At 53.7% G+C, this 15,303-nt stretch carries 19 protein-coding genes, 1 pseudogene and 1 other annotated feature; of the genes and pseudogenes, 8 read left to right on the top strand and 12 right to left on the bottom strand.

The window, feature by feature from the left end; all coding sequences use genetic code 11:
- Nucleotides 1-30: 30 nt before the first annotated feature.
- The 5 genes from rpmI to AC4ED1_RS03270 all read right to left on the bottom strand — a co-directional run bounded on the left by rpmI (nt 31) and on the right by AC4ED1_RS03270 (nt 2,272).
- Nucleotides 31-228: a 50S ribosomal protein L35 gene (rpmI, locus tag AC4ED1_RS03290; protein ID WP_490935973.1), complete on the bottom strand. Its 198-nt coding sequence runs from the start codon at nt 226-228 to the stop codon at nt 31-33.
- A 7-nt stretch (nt 229-235) separates the two neighbouring features.
- Complete coding sequence (infC, locus tag AC4ED1_RS03285; protein ID WP_490936091.1) at nt 236-730, bottom strand: translation initiation factor IF-3; 495 nt, start codon at nt 728-730, stop codon at nt 236-238.
- 38 nt (nt 731-768) lie between these two features.
- Nucleotides 769-887, bottom strand: a sequence feature (ribosomal protein L20 leader region).
- Nucleotides 888-952: 65 nt separating this feature from the next.
- Complete coding sequence (gene rpsR, locus AC4ED1_RS03280) at nt 953-1,189, bottom strand: 30S ribosomal protein S18 (RefSeq protein ID WP_490935972.1); 237 nt, start codon at nt 1,187-1,189, stop codon at nt 953-955.
- A gap of 27 nt (nt 1,190-1,216) precedes the next feature.
- Nucleotides 1,217-1,504 carry a 30S ribosomal protein S6 gene (gene rpsF, locus AC4ED1_RS03275; protein ID WP_490935971.1) on the bottom strand — a complete coding sequence of 96 codons (288 nt, stop codon included), beginning with the start codon at nt 1,502-1,504 and terminating at the stop codon, nt 1,217-1,219.
- A gap of 192 nt (nt 1,505-1,696) precedes the next feature.
- Entirely contained in the window at nt 1,697-2,272 is a 576-nt protein-coding gene (locus AC4ED1_RS03270) for a biotin transporter BioY (protein WP_490935970.1), read from the bottom strand.
- A 103-nt stretch (nt 2,273-2,375) separates the two neighbouring features.
- Here AC4ED1_RS03270 and AC4ED1_RS03265 point away from each other — a divergent pair, with 103 nt between their 5' ends.
- Together AC4ED1_RS03265 and AC4ED1_RS03260 are read left to right on the top strand one after the other, a co-directional pair.
- A complete protein-coding gene (locus AC4ED1_RS03265) occupies nt 2,376-3,209 on the top strand; it encodes an ATP-binding cassette domain-containing protein (protein ID WP_490935969.1) in 834 nt (277 codons plus the stop codon).
- A complete protein-coding gene (locus AC4ED1_RS03260; protein WP_490935968.1) occupies nt 3,185-4,876 on the top strand; it encodes an ATP-binding cassette domain-containing protein in 1,692 nt (563 codons plus the stop codon). The genes AC4ED1_RS03265 and AC4ED1_RS03260 overlap by 25 nt, the downstream gene beginning before the upstream one ends.
- 136 nt (nt 4,877-5,012) lie before the next feature.
- Here AC4ED1_RS03260 and AC4ED1_RS03255 read toward each other — a convergent pair whose 3' ends face one another.
- Nucleotides 5,013-5,438 (bottom strand): acyl-CoA thioesterase, encoded by a 426-nt coding sequence (locus tag AC4ED1_RS03255; protein WP_490935967.1) that lies wholly within the window; start codon nt 5,436-5,438, stop codon nt 5,013-5,015.
- A 751-nt stretch (nt 5,439-6,189) separates the two neighbouring features.
- A pseudogene (locus tag AC4ED1_RS03250) lies at nt 6,190-6,474 on the bottom strand (transposase); the annotation flags it as partial.
- A gap of 59 nt (nt 6,475-6,533) precedes the next feature.
- Between AC4ED1_RS03250 and AC4ED1_RS03245 the strand changes: the two are divergent.
- The gene (locus tag AC4ED1_RS03245) at nt 6,534-6,986 is read left to right on the top strand and encodes a hypothetical protein (protein ID WP_490936090.1); all 453 of its coding nucleotides are present in this window, start codon (nt 6,534-6,536) and stop codon (nt 6,984-6,986) included.
- 84 nt (nt 6,987-7,070) lie between these two features.
- Here the strand turns inward: AC4ED1_RS03245 and pckA are convergent, their stop codons facing one another.
- Nucleotides 7,071-8,651 (bottom strand): phosphoenolpyruvate carboxykinase (ATP), encoded by a 1,581-nt coding sequence (pckA, locus tag AC4ED1_RS03240; protein ID WP_490935966.1) that lies wholly within the window; start codon nt 8,649-8,651, stop codon nt 7,071-7,073.
- Nucleotides 8,652-8,992: 341 nt separating this feature from the next.
- On the opposite strand from pckA, the gene AC4ED1_RS03235 reads away from it, so the two are divergent.
- The gene (locus AC4ED1_RS03235) at nt 8,993-10,555 is read left to right on the top strand and encodes a fatty acid--CoA ligase (RefSeq protein ID WP_490935965.1); all 1,563 of its coding nucleotides are present in this window, start codon (nt 8,993-8,995) and stop codon (nt 10,553-10,555) included.
- 25 nt (nt 10,556-10,580) lie between these two features.
- The gene (locus tag AC4ED1_RS03230; RefSeq protein ID WP_490935964.1) at nt 10,581-11,024 is read left to right on the top strand and encodes a gamma-glutamylcyclotransferase family protein; all 444 of its coding nucleotides are present in this window, start codon (nt 10,581-10,583) and stop codon (nt 11,022-11,024) included.
- 22 nt (nt 11,025-11,046) lie between these two features.
- Here AC4ED1_RS03230 and AC4ED1_RS03225 read toward each other — a convergent pair whose 3' ends face one another.
- Nucleotides 11,047-11,271 carry a hypothetical protein gene (locus tag AC4ED1_RS03225; RefSeq protein WP_490935963.1) on the bottom strand — a complete coding sequence of 75 codons (225 nt, stop codon included), beginning with the start codon at nt 11,269-11,271 and terminating at the stop codon, nt 11,047-11,049.
- A 119-nt stretch (nt 11,272-11,390) separates the two neighbouring features.
- Here AC4ED1_RS03225 and AC4ED1_RS03220 point away from each other — a divergent pair, with 119 nt between their 5' ends.
- From AC4ED1_RS03220 to AC4ED1_RS03210, 3 genes are read left to right on the top strand one after another with little or no spacing between them, the layout of a single operon-like run.
- Complete coding sequence (locus tag AC4ED1_RS03220; RefSeq protein WP_490935962.1) at nt 11,391-12,704, top strand: hypothetical protein; 1,314 nt, start codon at nt 11,391-11,393, stop codon at nt 12,702-12,704.
- The gene (locus AC4ED1_RS03215; RefSeq protein ID WP_490935961.1) at nt 12,679-12,975 is read left to right on the top strand and encodes a metal-sulfur cluster assembly factor; all 297 of its coding nucleotides are present in this window, start codon (nt 12,679-12,681) and stop codon (nt 12,973-12,975) included. Before AC4ED1_RS03220 ends, AC4ED1_RS03215 begins: the two co-directional genes overlap by 26 nt.
- Nucleotides 12,976-12,987: 12 nt before the next feature.
- Complete coding sequence (locus tag AC4ED1_RS03210) at nt 12,988-13,479, top strand: DUF2249 domain-containing protein (RefSeq protein WP_490935960.1); 492 nt, start codon at nt 12,988-12,990, stop codon at nt 13,477-13,479.
- Between the two features lie 79 nt (nt 13,480-13,558).
- Here AC4ED1_RS03210 and AC4ED1_RS03205 read toward each other — a convergent pair whose 3' ends face one another.
- The 3 genes from AC4ED1_RS03205 to AC4ED1_RS03195 all read right to left on the bottom strand — a co-directional run bounded on the left by AC4ED1_RS03205 (nt 13,559) and on the right by AC4ED1_RS03195 (nt 15,289).
- Entirely contained in the window at nt 13,559-14,002 is a 444-nt protein-coding gene (locus tag AC4ED1_RS03205) for a cbb3-type cytochrome c oxidase subunit I (protein ID WP_490935959.1), read from the bottom strand.
- A gap of 147 nt (nt 14,003-14,149) precedes the next feature.
- On the bottom strand, nt 14,150-14,707 hold the full coding sequence (locus AC4ED1_RS03200) for a ferric reductase-like transmembrane domain-containing protein (RefSeq protein ID WP_490935958.1): 558 nt from the start codon (nt 14,705-14,707) through the stop codon (nt 14,150-14,152).
- Nucleotides 14,708-14,767: 60 nt separating this feature from the next.
- Nucleotides 14,768-15,289 (bottom strand): hypothetical protein, encoded by a 522-nt coding sequence (locus tag AC4ED1_RS03195; RefSeq protein ID WP_490935957.1) that lies wholly within the window; start codon nt 15,287-15,289, stop codon nt 14,768-14,770.
- Nucleotides 15,290-15,303 lie beyond the last annotated feature (14 nt).

Below are 15,303 nucleotides of genomic sequence, written 5' to 3'. Positions count from 1 at the left end.
ACGTTCAGACTAAAGAAATTAGATTAACGCTCAGATATAGGTAACAAGTTGCGCAATCCGCTTCTGGTCGCCTTTGGAAACCAAAGCGGGTTTGTTCAGGTGACGCTTTTGTTTTTCGGATTTGTTCGAGAACAGGTGGCTGGTGTAAGCGTGGGAACGCTTCAGCTTTCCGGAACCTGTACGCTTAAAACGCTTGGCGGCTGCACGTTTCGTTTTCATTTTTGGCATTTTATTTTCAACCCTTTCTTGGAGCAAGAATCATAATCATCTGACGCCCATCCATGTTCGGAGTACGTTCCACGGTTGCCAACTCGCTCGTTTGCTCGATCATGCGATCCAGTACTTTTTTTCCGATTTCCGCGTGGGTAATCTGGCGCCCGCGGAACCGGACGGTGACCTTCACTTTGTCGCCATTCTGGAGAAACTTGACTGCATTGCGGAGCTTGGTTTGGAAATCGTGCTCGTCGATGGTAGGTGACAGTCGGATCTCCTTGATGTTGATCACTTGCTGATTCTTGCGAGCCTCTTTTTCTTTCTTTTGCTGTTCAAACTTGTATTTCCCGTAGTCCATGATCTTGCATACGGGGGGCTTTGCGGCAGGCGCGACGTTGACCAGATCCAGGTTGCGCTCTTCGGCAAGACTCAACGCCTTGTTCAAAGGCATGATGCCAAGCTGTTCCCCTTTCTCGTCGATCAACCGCACTTCCCGTGCACGAATCTCTTCATTGATCTGAACTTCGTGATCGCGACTAATAGTGAGTCACCTCCAGATAAAATAGAAAACGGGCGCAACATGCGCCCGCAATGAAATACGAAATACCGTATCGCACAAGTAACCTGATCGCAACCGGCGAGAAGGTGAGAAGCGAGCGCTTCTGCTTTGGATGTGTGCAAGGCTGTTCATTTTCCACAAGATAAAGAATACAAAGGATCGGTGCGGCTGTCAAGAATTTTAGCTTTCAACCGTGTACGGCAGCAGAGCGATGACGCGGGCATTCTTGATAGCCGTGGTCACTTGGCGCTGGTGATGAGCGCAGTTACCCGAAATGCGGCGCGGAAGGATCTTCCCGCGTTCGGTGATGTACCGGCTCAAACGGTTGACGTCTTTGTAATCGACGTGCTGCACTTTATCGACGCAAAGTTTGCAAACTTTACGACGCTTGCCGCGCTTTTTCTTGAAATCGTTCATCGTGCTTGATCTCCTTCCTCGTGTGAATTAGCGGTTTGCCACAGTCGTCAGAATCCGGATCACTTCGTCGCTGATGCGAAGAACGCGTTCCAGTTCTTGCGGAACCGCCGGTTCTGCCTTGTAGTTCAACTGTACATAATAGCCTTGCCTGAAACCCTGAATTTCGTAAGCAAGACGCCGTTGACCGAGTTCGGTGACTTTTTCGAGTTCACCGCCGTTGTCGGTGATGATGTTGTTGAACTTTTCCACGAGGGATTTACGAGCCTCTTCTTCCAAGTCCGGCTTCAGAATGTACATCGTTTCGTAGGCACGCATGTTTGGCTTTCCTCCTTTTGGGCATATGACCCTCACCTGAAGATGAGAGTAAGGGGACACTATACAACAATTATCAATTATATTGCGTCAACGCTAAAAAAGCAATAGCATGTAGCCGAAACATAGCATGTAGCCGAAACCAAGTCAATGATGACTACGGCCATGTTGCGGGCGACCGGGTGTTAAAAAGTACTACCGGGTGAGGGAATGGCCGGTGATGCGTTCGATCGGATACACCCGCCAAACCGCGACTGTTACGGCCGTGCAAACAAGAGCTTTCAAGAAATCGCCGGGAAGGAAAGGCCAAACGCCGTTGGTCAAAGCCTTGGCCAGTGTCAGCGACTTGTTGTTGTGGAGAAGCCACCAGACCCCCGTCGGATACAAAAACAGGGAGCCGAAAATGAAGTTGACCGCCAGCAGTTTGGCAAACGTGAATTTGTCCTGTTTCATACGCTCAGCGAAGTATCCAATCAGGAACGCGGCAAACGGATAGGCCCAAATATAACCGCCCGTGGGCCCGAGCAGTCTGGCGATTCCCGGCGTGCCCGCCAGCGTTGGGATGTTGGCCGCCAGAAGCGCGACGACCAGAAAAACGGCGAGGAAACCGTAACGCGCCCCGAGAATCGATCCCGCAAGCATGATGCCCAGCGTCGACAGAGTGATGGGAACGGGCGTAAAAGGGAGTTGGATTTTCAAATAGCTCAATGCCGACATGACAGCGGCGAACAAGGCGCTGAACACCAGTCCGCGGATGGTCCATTTGCTCATTTTTGCTTGCCTCCTTGATTGTTAACTTATACTATTCTATGTAGTTAACGATTTCAGTGGAATCATAGCATGCAGCCTGTCGGTTGTGAAGAGAGGATTTTTTATGATTGAAATACGAAACTTGTCCTATTCCCACCGTGACGGGCAGAGGCTTGTGCCCGCCCTGCAGGGGATCGATCTGACCGTCCGCCGGGGCGAATGGGTTGCCGTAACCGGAGCAAACGGTTCGGGAAAATCGACTTTGATCCGCATGTGCAACGGATTGCTCGTCCCTCCCGAAGGGACGGTCACGGTAGCGGGTTTGGATTTGAGCGACCCTTTGAACAGGGATCTGGTCAAACAAAAGGTGCAGATGGTGTTTCAAAATCCGGATGCGCAGACAATCGGTTCGACGCCTGTGGAAGATGTGGCGTTCGGGCTGGAAAGCCGCGGTGTCGACCGGGATGAAATGCTGCTTCGGATCGAACGCTCATTGCGCCAAGTCGGGCTTGGGCACAAGCTGTTTGCGGACGTGTCGGCCTTGTCGGGCGGCCAGAAGCAGCGGCTGGCGGTGGCCGGCTGTCTGGCGCTGGAACCGGATTGTTTGATCTTTGACGAAGCGACTTCGATGCTGGATCCGGCGGGCAGAAGCGGCATTTATGCGATCGCCCGGAAGCAGTGGCGGGAAGGCATGACCGTGCTCTGGGTCACGCAGCGGCTGCAGGAGTTGTTGGAAGCGGAACGCATTCTCGTGATGGAAGCCGGCCGGATCGTTTTTGACGGCGACGCCCGCGCGCTTTTCTACGATTCCGATCTGCCGGCGCAAAGCGATTGGGAAGTGCCGCCTGTCATCAAAATCGGACTGTGGCTGAAAGAGCGGGGCGTTCCGCTCCGATCGCTTCCCTTGTCGGAAGAGGAGGTGGCGGAACGGGTATGCGAATTGAGCTGTCGAACGTAGAGTTTCGGTATGAGGCGGAGCCGGTTTTGCGTGGTGTGAATTTGCGGATTGAGCCGGGAACCCTGACGGTGATATGCGGTGAGACCGGCAGCGGCAAGTCCACGCTGCTGCAACTGCTTGCCGGGCTCGAATCGCCGACTGCAGGCACGATCCGGTTTGTCTGTCCGGAAAATCAAGACGAAGCCGGGAGTAAAAAAGCGGCTCGGGAACGGATCGCCATTGTGTTTCAGTTGCCGGAAGCGCAATTGTTTGCGGGAACCGTTCGCGAAGATATGGAATACGGGCTGGAATTGCGGAGAGTTTCGCCACAAGAGCGGCTGCCGTTGGTTGAGGATGCGCTCCGGGATGTGGGGCTGGAGCCAGCCGCTTTTCTTGACAGGTCGCCGTTTCTTCTCAGCGGCGGCGAAAAAAGGCGGGTGGCCATTGCCGGCGCGTTGGTTTCGCGGCCGGAAGTTTTGATACTCGACGAACCGACAGCCGGGCTCGATCCGGCGGCGCAGCGGGGGCTGCTGGACATTCTTGTGGGCTTGCGGGCGAAAGGGATTACAGTGATCGCGGCAACACACGATCTGGATTCGTTTTTTCCCATCGCTGATCAAGTGGTGGTGATGGAACGGGGGCAAGTCGAGTTTGCGGGGGAAGCGGCGGAACTCGTGTCGCGGCCAGGGGTTTTGTCGCAAGCGGGTCTGGCATTGCCTTCCGCCGCCCGCATCGCCTGCCGCCTGCGGGAAAAAGGATTCGATCTGCCGATCCCGCTTTGTGTGGAAGAATTGATCGCCTCTCTGGAGAAGCATTTGCGAAGCGATAAGATCCAAATGCCGTCCGGTCCTATGCCGGGTCCCTGCCGCCAAACGGCTGCCGGCGGGAATGAGGATGTGGAACGGCCGTCAGACTTGCGAAATCGGAGCCAATCGGCCGACGAACCGCTTTTGTACCGGCTGGACCCCAGAATGAAATGGTGGGGAATGGTTTGTTTGTCGCTGGCCAGTTTAAGCGTAACGACCGGATGGGGGTTGGCTGCTCTATTCGGTTTGTTGGCTGCCCTGTTTTGGCACGCGCGGATTCCCCGCCGCAAGCTGCGGCAAATGTTGAACATGATCTTGCCGATGTTCGGATTTTTGTTTGTCGTGTCGTCCGTTACGTTTACCAATCCGGACTGGTCGCTGGGGCCGGTCGGAATCTCCCGGCAAGGAGCGCTGGCGGGAGGATTGAGCGTCGCCAGATTTTTGGCGGTGATACTCCTGGGCCTGCTGTTTGCCGAAACAACCACAGGCGCGCCGCTGCGGGAAGGGTTCGAATGGGCCATCCGTCCCTTGCGGAAAGCGGGCGTTCCCACCCGGGACCTGTCGCTGGCGGTCTCCATCGCGCTGCAGTTTGTCCCCTGGATTTTGGAAAGAATCGCCCGGTTGCAAAAAGCGTTGCGCGCGAGGGGAAGGGATGTCGTCGGCATTCGGAAATGGACGCCCCGACAGATTTCGGTTTTGATGGTGCCGCTGTTGATTGCGATCCTGCAAATGGGCGACGATCTGGCAACGGCAATCGAATCGCGGGGTTACAACAAGCAGGTTGAGCGAACGCCTTGGCACCGGCTGGAGTGGACCCGTACGGATACGATTTCCTTTGGAGTTACAACAGTGGCTGCGGGGATTCTCTGGTGGCTCGGGTGACGATTTGCTTCCGTTGCAAATCCAAACGCTGGTCCAAACGGTCCAGCTTCCCGTTTGTTTCCTGCCGGAATTGTGACAATTCGTTCGTCCGACATGGCTTTCACCTCCTGTGCGGCACGATTCTATACGGATTCCCTTATAGAGCTCTAAATTCCGGTACCCCTTCCGGTTGTTCGGTATGCTTTTCCAATTGACTGCGGATTTCGGCGGGAATCGGCACCGGCTGTTGATTCTTGTAATCGAAGTGGATCAGGGTTGTCCGCCCTCTTGCCACCCACTCTCCCGCATCGTTTTGAATCGCTTGCTCCAAAACAAAACTCGAATTCCCAATCTTTCCGATCCAGGTGTAAACGGTCAGTGTGTCGGTCAGGTGCACTTGCCGCAGGAAGTTGCAACCGGCGGATGCGACAATCAGGTTCCAGGTGCGCAGTTCCAAACCCGGATTAAAAAGGCGGAAGATTTCGGTGCGCCCTTCTTCCATATAAGTAAAAAAATTGCTGTTATTCACATGGCCAAGCCCGTCGGTGTCGCTGAACCGAACGGTCATTTTCCGTTTGAACATGAAACTCCGTCCTTCCGTACAATTTTCGACTCAATAATGTTTGACTGATTGTTACCGGTTTGTTACCGGTTGGATGGGGTGTCTTCCGAACAGTCGGTTTTCTATTTCTAACATATCCCTGTCGGGAATCAAAATCAACAGGGAATCACCCGTATAGATCCCTGCCGCAAAATGGGAAGACCCGGCAGTTGATAAATCGATATTATCCCAAATTAATTATAGAGAGCCTCGATTCGAATGGGAATTTGTGGGTTGGTCTGCAAACTGGAAGCATTTTTACATGATATGGTAATTATTTCTCGTTTTTGGGCACACTTTCCCCCTCCCCACCAATACGGGCTCTCGTAGTTTCCATTCAGTTTTTTCCCAATTCACTCCAATTGGGCTACCCTTACCATCATCTGCTCCAAGATCCAACGATTGCTGAAAGAGTCAGCGATCTTGAGGATCACGGTCCTGCTGTGACTCACCAATATCCCTGCCACTCGTAGAAAGTCCTGACGGAACCGTTGTATCGTAAACCCTTGGTGGAGGGGATCACAACAGTCTTTCTTAAAGCGTTGATGTTGCCGCTGTAGCATAATGTCCATAAGCTGACGGAATTGCCTGTCCGAGAGATGACGATTATAATGACCGTATCTCAGAAAAGGAAAAGGATGCTTCCATGGTTCGTGTGTCTGTTGGGTGCAGACTCACCGGAAGCATCCCCACTCTTTAACTATGGTCATTGTAACAGAGTATAAGTTGGTTGAGAAGAAATCGCATCTTGAAGGCGTCTTGTCCATTTCAGTTTTCCTACATAGCCGATTCGTTTCTGTTCCCAAAACCGGTAAAACTCTTCTCCTCCAAACCCTTTGACAAATCGAGCAAATTTGACATTGGAACCAGAAGGAAGTAACCCGAGTGTGGTTTTCGCAAACTCAATCGCATTGGTAGAGGAATGCGTATGACCTGGACGAAGCACCCCATTTAAGCAAAAACGGGATTGCCCTTCAAACACGAGAAGGGGATGGTAGCTCTTTCGACCGGGTTTGTTTGATTTTCGTAAGCATCCCATTATGTACGTAGAATCGGATGTGGGAGGTCTGGTTCGTGATGAAACGTATCCATTTGTTGCTTTTACTCGCCATTTTGGCTGCTTGCGGAAGCCACAACAGCCATTCCAAAGCGTTTGAATATCTTCAAAATAAAGGGTATCAGGTCGTATCCTATGAAGGAAAAGTGGATAGTTATGTTTTGACTAAAAAGAAATTGGTTGAAATGCCGTATATGATCTACTGGGGACTCCAGAATGTGAATCCGAAAGATTATCTAAACAAAAAAATAGACGTCGAGAAATTCGTTGTTAGCAATCATCCTTTATCCAGTGACAAAGTCGATGTGTTTGTCTTTGTTGTTGATAACGAGCCATTTGGCGGCACGTCAAATCCTCACGGTAATGCTGCAATAACCGGGTATTACTCCCTGGACGGGAAAACACTTGAGGATGTGCACTCCAAAAGCTTTCAGGAATGGATGAGTGAGTGGAAGGAAAAATTTAAAGAGTAAAGAAACACCTCCGAATCGGCTCGATGAGATTCGGAGGTGTTTGTCCGTTTCCGGGTCTTTTTGCGCGGCCGATGCCGCGTTTGACTACGCTTTCGGTCCGGCCTGCCGGATTTCATCCGACACATCGGCAAATTTTTCGAAGTTCTTGACAAAGCGGGACGCCAGATCGCGGGCTTTTGCATCATACGCGTCTTTGTCGCTCCAGGTGTTGCGGGGATTCAACACTTCGTCCGGGACGCCTTCCACCCGGTCAGGCACCAGTACGCCAAAAATCGGATCGGGCGTAAACGAAGCCTGTTCGATGCCGCCGTTGATCGCCGCGGTGACCATCGCCCGCGTATAGGCGAGATTCATCCGTTTGCCCACGCCGTAAGGACCGCCGGACCAACCGGTGTTGACCAGATAGACGCGGGTATTGTGTTCGGTGATTTTCTTGCCGAGCATTTCGGCATATACGCCCGGACTGAGCGGCAGAAACGGGGCTCCGAAGCAGGTGGAAAAAGTGGCTTCCGGCTCGGTCACGCCCCGTTCGGTTCCGGCGAGTTTCGAAGTGTAGCCGGACAGGAAGTGATACATCGCCTGCTCCTTTGTCAGTTTGGAGATCGGAGGCAACACGCCGAACGCGTCTGCCGTCAGGAAAATCACAACGCTCGGATGTCCCGCCGCGCCGGGGATGACTGCGCCCGGAATGTAATCGACCGGATAGGCGGCCCGGGTGTTTTCCGTCAGCGAACTGTCCTCGTAGTCCGCTTCCCGGGTCTCCGGGTCGAGCACGACGTTCTCCAAAACGGAACCGAATTTGATGGCGTTCCAGATCTGCGGCTCTTTTTCCTCCGACAGGCCGATGCACTTGGCGTAACATCCGCCTTCGAAGTTAAACACGCCGCGGTCCGACCAGCCATGCTCGTCGTCGCCGATCAGACGGCGGTTGGGGTCTGCCGAAAGGGTCGTTTTGCCCGTGCCCGACAGTCCGAAGAAGAGGGCCACGTCGCCGTCCTTGCCGACGTTTGCGGAACAGTGCATGGGAAAAACGCCTTGCTGCGGCAGCAGGCAGTTCAAAACGCTGAAAATCGACTTTTTCATTTCTCCGGCGTATTCGGTGCCGCCGATCAGGACAACCTTCTTTTCGAAAGAGAGCACGATGAACGTTTCGGAGTTGGTGCCGTCCGTTTTCGGATCCGCCTTCAGCCCCGGGACCCCGATGACGGTAAATTTCGGCTGGTGCGCGTCCAATTCTTCTCGGGTCGGGCGGATAAACAATTGGTGAACGAACAGATTGTGCCATGCGTATTCGTTGATGACCCGGATCGGCAGGCGGTAGGTTTCGTCCGCACCCGCAAAGCCGTCAAACACAAACAGTTCGCGATCTTTCAGATATTCGAGAACCCGTGCGTAAAGGCGTTCAAACCGCTCGGGAGAGATGGGCCGGTTGACGGGGCCCCAGGCGATTTGATCATGAACGGACGGTTCGTCGACAATGAACTTGTCTTTCGGGGAACGGCCGGTGTACTTGCCGGTCGTGGCGCGGAAAGCGCCGGACGATGCCAGGATTCCTTCGTTGCGGGACAGGGCTTTCTCCACCAGTTCGGGGACGGACAAGTTGAAATGCACCCGTTCCGAACGCAAAACATCCTGCAGTTCAACGGTATAAGCGTCTGCCTTCATTCGTTTCCTCAGATCCTTTCCAACCGATATCGAAAAAACCGTTTTCTCAGATTCTCAGATTTGATTGTAATATAATGTGGCATATTCATCAATTGGTACATACTAATCAAAATTATGACCAAAGTGTGAACGAACGTAAAGGAGGAATTCGGCAGAAAAAACAGTATATTCTGTAGTATGAGCCGGTTTGTTCCGCAACCCGGTGGGAGCGGCGTTGAACCGCACCGGATGGGTCATGGCAGCCAGGCGAATTTTTCAACAGAGTTTTTCCCGGGAGCCCGGTGTGTTATGAATAAACCCGCAAATTTCAGATGGGTTTATGAGGTAGGAGGAAGTGGACAGTGCTGTTAACGACATCGTTTTGGAACACGGTTCAAAATCGCGCGGACAAACTGGCCGTCATCGACGGTGACACGAGGTTCACTTACGGCGAGTTCGGCGAACGGGTCAAGCGGTTGGCCGGGAAACTTCAGGAGATGGGCGTCGAAAAAGGGGACCGTGTCGGCATCCTGATGTTCAACAGTTTCCGCTATCTGGAGATTTTTTACGCGAGTTTCCTGATTGGAGCGATCGCCGTTCCCCTTAACATCCGGTTGGTGGAACCGGAGATTTCCTTTATCCTGAACGACTCGGAAGCAAAAGTGCTGTTTTTCCACCGCGAATTTTTACCGGTGATTCCCCGGTTGCGCCAAGAGGTTCCTTCGATTCAGGGATACATCTCGGCGGAGGATGAGCCGTTTGGGCAGACGGGTATCGCCGCTTACGAAGATTTGCTCAAGGAACCGACGGATTTGCGGTCGGTCGAGTTGAATGAGGACGATGTGGCCGGGATTTTTTATACGGGGGGGACGACGGGGCTGCCGAAAGGGGTTATGCTGACCCATAAAAATCTGACGGTCAACGCCTGCCAAGTGGCTCTGGCGCTCGGGTACCGCCATGACGACGTGTATCTGCACGCGGCTCCCATGTTTCATCTTGCGGACGGAGCCAGCACCTTCGCCGTCACGATGACGGGCGGCACGCACGCGCATATCCGGGCATTCGATCCCAAACTTGTGGCCGAGGCGATCCAGCGCCACAAAGTAACGTCGCTGCTGTTGGTCCCGACAATGATCAATCTGGTTGTGAACCACCCGGAAACGGCGAATTACGATCTTTCTTCGCTCAGACGGCTTTTGTACGGCGCTTCGCCGATTCCGGCCGAGGTTCTGAAAAAAGCGATGGCGGTTCTCGGCTGCCAGTTCTACCAAGCTTACGGCATGACCGAAGCGGCACCCGTTCTTACGATCATGGAGCCGCAATACCATGTTACCGACGGCGACGAGAAAGCTGCCAGGCGGCTTGCATCCTGCGGGCAGCCGATTTTCAACGTCGAATTGAAGCTCGTGGACCCGGAGGGAAACGAGGTGCCCTATGGCAGGGTCGGCGAAGTGATCGCCCGCGGGCCCAACATCATGAAAGGGTATTGGAAACGGCCGGAAGAAACGGCTGCCGTGCTTCGTGACGGGTGGTACTGGAGCGGCGACATGGCCGTGATGGATGAAGAAAGGTTCGTCTATATCGTGGATCGCAAGAAAGACATGATTATCACCGGCGGCGAGAACGTCTATTCCGTGGAAGTGGAAAATGTGATTTATCAACACCCGGCGGTGTTGGAAGCGGCCGTGATCGGCGTTCCCGATGAAACATGGGGCGAAGCCGTAAGGGCGGTCATTGTCCGAAAACCGGGTCGGGAAGTGACGGAGGAAGAGATGATTGCCCATTGCCGGGCCCGGCTTGCGAATTACAAAGTGCCGAAAGCGGTCGAGTTTGTGGAGGCGCTGCCGAAGTCGGGCGCCGGAAAAATCCTGAAGCGCACATTGCGGGATCAGTATTGGCAAGGGCGGCAAAGAAAAGTCAATTAAATCCTGTCGAAACGGAGGAGCCGTCATGAACCGCGTTTTTGTGTATGGAACCCTTCGCCCGGGGCAGAGGTACCACAAGCTGATCGAGAGATTTGTCACAAGCGCGAGGCCGGCTTTTGTGACGGGCAGACTCTATCACCTGCCGCAGGGATACCCGGCCCTGGTGTTAGAACGCGACATCGGCCCCGGGCGGAACAGCGTCAAAGTGGCGGGAGAACTGCTGGAATTTGAAACCTTGGAAGCGGTGCTTCCGATCCTGGATCGGTTGGAGGATTATTACGGGGCGCACGACCCGCGAAACCTGTACGAACGGGTGACGGTTTCCGCGATGACGGAACACGGAACCGCCTTTTCAAGCATTGTTTATGTGTTTGCCGGAGACAAGCTGGATTGGTTGGAACGGCATGCGATCCTGGTGCCGGAAGGCGATTGGGTCAAATGGAGCGCGGATAAAAGCCTCCGTCCTTGAGGAGAGGATGGGAGGCTTTGTTTTAATTTTTTGATTTCGCATTCAGCATTTGAATGGCACTTTCCTGAAGCGGCCGGTCGAGCTGCGCCAAAAATCCGTACAGCAATTTCCGGATTTGCTCTTCCGACAAGCCGGCAGTCGGTAAGTGGACGCCGATTTGTTTCAAAAAATCCTGCACTTCCTTACGGGGCATGTGTTTCAAAGATTGTTCCCAGAACTCCTGCAGCATCGGGGATGCTTCGGCCATGGATTCGTCACCCCTTTCCGTCGCCCGCTGACACTTAGTATTCACAGGTAAAATGACAAAAATCACAGTCCCCCGGGGAAACCTGTAGTATTTTGAAAGTGTGAAAGGGGATGTGTGGCATGAACATATCCGGAGTGGGAACCGTTCCTTTGCTGCCGTTTCGAACGATATTGCGCTATATCGGGACCGGTTTGCTCGGGTGGATGACGGCTGCTGCCGCTTTTCCCGGCGCGATTCCCGAGCTTGTTGCCGGCCGTTATTACTCGCCGACTTTGCTGGCGCTTGTCCATTTGGTGGTGCTCGGATGGGCGACGATGCTGGCGCAGGGAGTGATCTACCAGTTGGTTCCGGTCGCTTTTCAAGTTGCCATCCGGCACGCCGGACTGGCTGCCGTCAATTTCTGGTTGTATACGGCCGGGACAGCGGGACTTGTGGCGTCGTTTCTCGTGCAGCAAACCGCTGGCTTGCGGATCTTCGGGAGTTTAACCGCACTGGCGGTTCTGCTGTTCGCGTTCAATATCTTCCGTTCTCTGCTGCAGGTGCGGGAACGGGGAGCGATGTTCGGTTTCGCGGTTTCTTCGGTGGTCTATCTTGCCGCAACGGTGACCCTAGGCTTGGGGCTTGTCACAATGATTGGCACGGGCGCAGGGACAACGTTGCTGACTACCGTGTTCAAGATTCACGTATGGCTGGGGTTGATCGGTTGGTTCACGATGCTGATCATCGGTTTCACCTACAAGCTGTTCCCGATGTTCACATTGTCGCACGGATTTAGCGAAAAACGGCAGTGGCCGATCCTGCTGCTGCTGCATTCGGCAATCGGGCTGACGGCGGTGGGGGCGGCCGGCGGTTCGACCGTTTTCGAAATCCTGGGACAGGTGGCTTTGCTGACGGGAATCCTTTTGTTTGCGGCGGATGTGGCGGCCATTTACGAGCATCGCATGCGGGGGAAACTGGAACTGCCGATGGTGATGGCCGTAACGGCGATTGCCTGGCTCGCGGTTCTGATCGCCGTGGTCCTTGTCTACAGCGTGTTTGGCCTGCAAATGGACGGCGGGCTGGTCACGGCGCTCGGCATGGCGTTCTTCCTGGGGTGGCTGTCGCAGACGATCGTCGGCTATCTGTACAAAATCGTGCCGTTTCTGGTTTGGAACGAGCGCTATTCCGACAAGGTGGGCCGCGAACCGGTCCCTCTTCTGAAAGATATGGTAAACGAGCGTGTTGCAAAATGGGTGCTGGCGCTTTACAACACCGGACTTGCCGTTGCCGGCTTGGGTGTCGCAAAAGGATTGGCCGGCGCGGCATACGGAGGTGTTGCCCTGCTGGCGGCTGCCGTGCTGATTTTTGTCGTTCAGATGTTTAAGGTGATGCTTCCGCAGCGCGAAACGCAAGGGGGAGGAAGGCAAAATGGCGATTCAACAGCAAGTGTATGAGCAATTGCGGGATGTGGTCGATCCCGAACTGGGGGTCAATGTGGTCGATTTGGGCTTGATTTATAAGGTCGACGTAGACGGGGACCGGGTTGACATTGAAATGACGCTGACCACAATGGGGTGCCCGCTGCACGACCAGATGGCAAAAGCGGTGCGTCACGCGGCCGCCCGGGTGCCCGGGGTCAAGGACGTTCAGGTGCGGGTGGTATGGAGTCCGCCCTGGAATCCTTCGATGATGTCCGATGCGGCAAAAGCTGCGCTCCGCCGTTAGGGGAGGGCGAGTATGGAGCCGGTAATCGTCGATGTTAAACAGTTGTTAAAAAAAGGTCCCAATTTGTACGGTACAATGATGGAAACGGTGAACAACCTGGCGCCCGGCCAGGGAATGATTGTCAAAGCCCCGTTCAAGCCCGCCCCGCTGATCTCCCATATGCGGAAAAAAGGGTACGAGGCGCATGTGGAGCGGAAAGGTTTGTTGGGGTACATCGTAACATTTGCGTATAAAGGACAGCCGGATGAAAAGGAGTTGGCGCGGATGGAAGCCGTTCCAAAGGAATCGGTCACTTTTACGCTGGACAACAGGGGATTGTTCCCGCCGGAACCCCAGTTGCGCACCCTTGGCAAGCTGAACGGGATGCAACCGGGCGAAGTTTTGGAGATCCACAACGACCGGGTACCCGTGTTTCTGTTCCCCAAACTGGAAGAACTGGGGTACCCGTACGAGGTGGAGCAACTGGAAGACGGTTCGGCCAAAGTCCGGATCCGGAAAAAATGAGGAGGTTATTGCGGGGTGATCAAGGGCTTACCGCCGGAAGGCGGCAACAGCCCTTCTTTTAGTTCTTCTTTTGCGACGGTCAGTGATGATGGTGATGGATCCGGATTTGAATCGGTTCGAATTGCGGTTTGGCAAAAAACGTCATCAGGATGTTGAAGGCAAAAACGTAAACGGAAAGCAGTTCAATCCCGCCGAAGATGCCGAGAGTTGCAAGCCAGTATCCCGAACCTGCGGTTTTGTACCCGATCCACCCGGTGAGCATTCCGATCAGACCGATATTGGACAGCCAAAAATGGACCATCGCGAGATTCGGGCGGTACAGCGGCTTTCCAAGGAACCGCGGCAGCACGTGGTAAAGAACCCCGAAGATCATCATGCTCACCCAACCGATCACATTCAGGTGGACATGAGCGGGAAGATACATCGTAAGGGAAGGAACGGCCATGAACAAGACCCCCATCGTGCTTCCGACGGTCAGATAGACAATGCTCATAATAATGAATAGCTTCGTTGCTTTGCTCAATTGTGACACCTCCAAGACGGTTGCCGTTTGGATTCAGCATACCCGATTCCGGCCCGGCGGAGGGTGACGGAAATCACAGTGAACACGGACGCCAACATGGTGATATAGGGCGGTAACTGGCTTGTTTTCGAACGTGTCGGATGTAAACTATGTGGATCCTTGATCGGAGTTGGCTTTTTTGGGTTTGCCTGCCATCACAACCCGATATAAGAAGACCAAGCCGATCACCAGACCTGTAGAGGCATACAATACGGCAATCCAAACATTTTCCGTATCGGTTCCGACTGCAATTGAATGCATCAGCGCCAGAACATACGCCACGTAAGACACAACGTGAATTCCCCGCCAGACGCGCAGCGGGAAATGGCGCTGCAAAAACCCGGCAGCCGCAAGAATCAACAACAAATAGACCGCAATACTGGCAATAGCCAACCAAGTGGTATCGTACCGGGCGGAGAAAGGAACCAGAATTTCGGACAACTGCAACCGTTCCTGCTTCCGGGCGAAGAGGAGCAGACTTGCGTGAAGAACAGAGGCTCCCACTGCCATCATCGAAAGATAAATATGAGCGATTCTCAGATCAAGGACTGTCGAAACGGGTTTGATTTGTTCCCGCAGGGAATACAGAGAACCAATGAAGACCGACAGGCTCAAGAGCAGATAGGCGGTAAATCCCGTACTGCGAATTAAAATCCAGAGCGACACCGGGATCCTCTCCTCTTGTCACATTCAGAATCGGTTCTTGGAAAAGAGAACGGCTTGCAATCAGGAGGCAGTAGTCCTTGTGTCGCTGCGACGGTTTTGTTTCTCATGTTTCTCGTATTTTTCATACTTGTCATCCTCATCCTCGTCTTCCTCTTCACGTTCCAAGAAGTCTTTGTACTCCTGCTCCTTTTTCTCTTTTATTTCTTTCTCCGATTTCCATTGTGACGGTTGTTTCGGTTTTTCCGTCTCAGTTGCTTGCGGAATTTGTGTCTGGGGGGGTTCCGCAGCAGGCTGCCGGGTATCCATGGGTGCCTGTTGCTGAACCGGTTGAGTTGCCTCAGGCAATTTGACAGCCTCTGTTGTTGGCCGGGCGGGTTGGAGTGTGTCGGGAACGGGAATCACTACCGGCGTTTGCTGCCCGGGAGGTTGGGTTTGGGTAGTGTTTTGTGTAACCGGTTGTTGTGTTTTTTTCTCAATGTTGGATCTTTTTTCCTGATTATAAATGCCGGCTTCCCATATGCCGTACAACGACCCGACTCCCAAAACCCATGCGGCGATTTTTACCCCTAACTTACGGGCCATTTTTCATCACTCCT

It is taken from the genome of Effusibacillus sp. SKA8, from assembly GCF_058273125.1.
Note: the sequence above shows the minus strand (reverse complement) of the source record. Positions and strands in the feature narration are given on the sequence as shown.

Excerpts from the sequence above, each read along its gene's own strand:
- AC4ED1_RS03230 (WP_490935964.1), top strand. The coding sequence starts at position 10,581 with ATGAACCGCGTTTTTGTGTATGGAACCCTTCGCCCGGGGCAGAGGTAC.
- rpmI (WP_490935973.1), bottom strand. The coding sequence starts at position 228 with ATGCCAAAAATGAAAACGAAACGTGCAGCCGCCAAGCGTTTTAAGCGT.
- rpsF (WP_490935971.1), bottom strand. The coding sequence starts at position 1,504 with ATGCGTGCCTACGAAACGATGTACATTCTGAAGCCGGACTTGGAAGAA.
- AC4ED1_RS03270 (WP_490935970.1), bottom strand. The coding sequence starts at position 2,272 with ATGAGCAAATGGACCATCCGCGGACTGGTGTTCAGCGCCTTGTTCGCC.
- AC4ED1_RS03245 (WP_490936090.1), top strand. The coding sequence starts at position 6,534 with ATGAAACGTATCCATTTGTTGCTTTTACTCGCCATTTTGGCTGCTTGC.
- AC4ED1_RS03215 (WP_490935961.1), top strand. The coding sequence starts at position 12,679 with ATGGCGATTCAACAGCAAGTGTATGAGCAATTGCGGGATGTGGTCGAT.
- AC4ED1_RS03220 (WP_490935962.1), top strand. The coding sequence starts at position 11,391 with ATGAACATATCCGGAGTGGGAACCGTTCCTTTGCTGCCGTTTCGAACG.
- AC4ED1_RS03225 (WP_490935963.1), bottom strand. The coding sequence starts at position 11,271 with ATGGCCGAAGCATCCCCGATGCTGCAGGAGTTCTGGGAACAATCTTTG.
- rpsR (WP_490935972.1), bottom strand. The coding sequence starts at position 1,189 with ATGAACGATTTCAAGAAAAAGCGCGGCAAGCGTCGTAAAGTTTGCAAA.
- AC4ED1_RS03210 (WP_490935960.1), top strand. The coding sequence starts at position 12,988 with ATGGAGCCGGTAATCGTCGATGTTAAACAGTTGTTAAAAAAAGGTCCC.
- AC4ED1_RS03195 (WP_490935957.1), bottom strand. The coding sequence starts at position 15,289 with ATGGCCCGTAAGTTAGGGGTAAAAATCGCCGCATGGGTTTTGGGAGTC.
- pckA (WP_490935966.1), bottom strand. The coding sequence starts at position 8,651 with ATGAAGGCAGACGCTTATACCGTTGAACTGCAGGATGTTTTGCGTTCG.
- AC4ED1_RS03255 (WP_490935967.1), bottom strand. The coding sequence starts at position 5,438 with ATGTTCAAACGGAAAATGACCGTTCGGTTCAGCGACACCGACGGGCTT.
- AC4ED1_RS03260 (WP_490935968.1), top strand. The coding sequence starts at position 3,185 with ATGCGAATTGAGCTGTCGAACGTAGAGTTTCGGTATGAGGCGGAGCCG.
- AC4ED1_RS03265 (WP_490935969.1), top strand. The coding sequence starts at position 2,376 with ATGATTGAAATACGAAACTTGTCCTATTCCCACCGTGACGGGCAGAGG.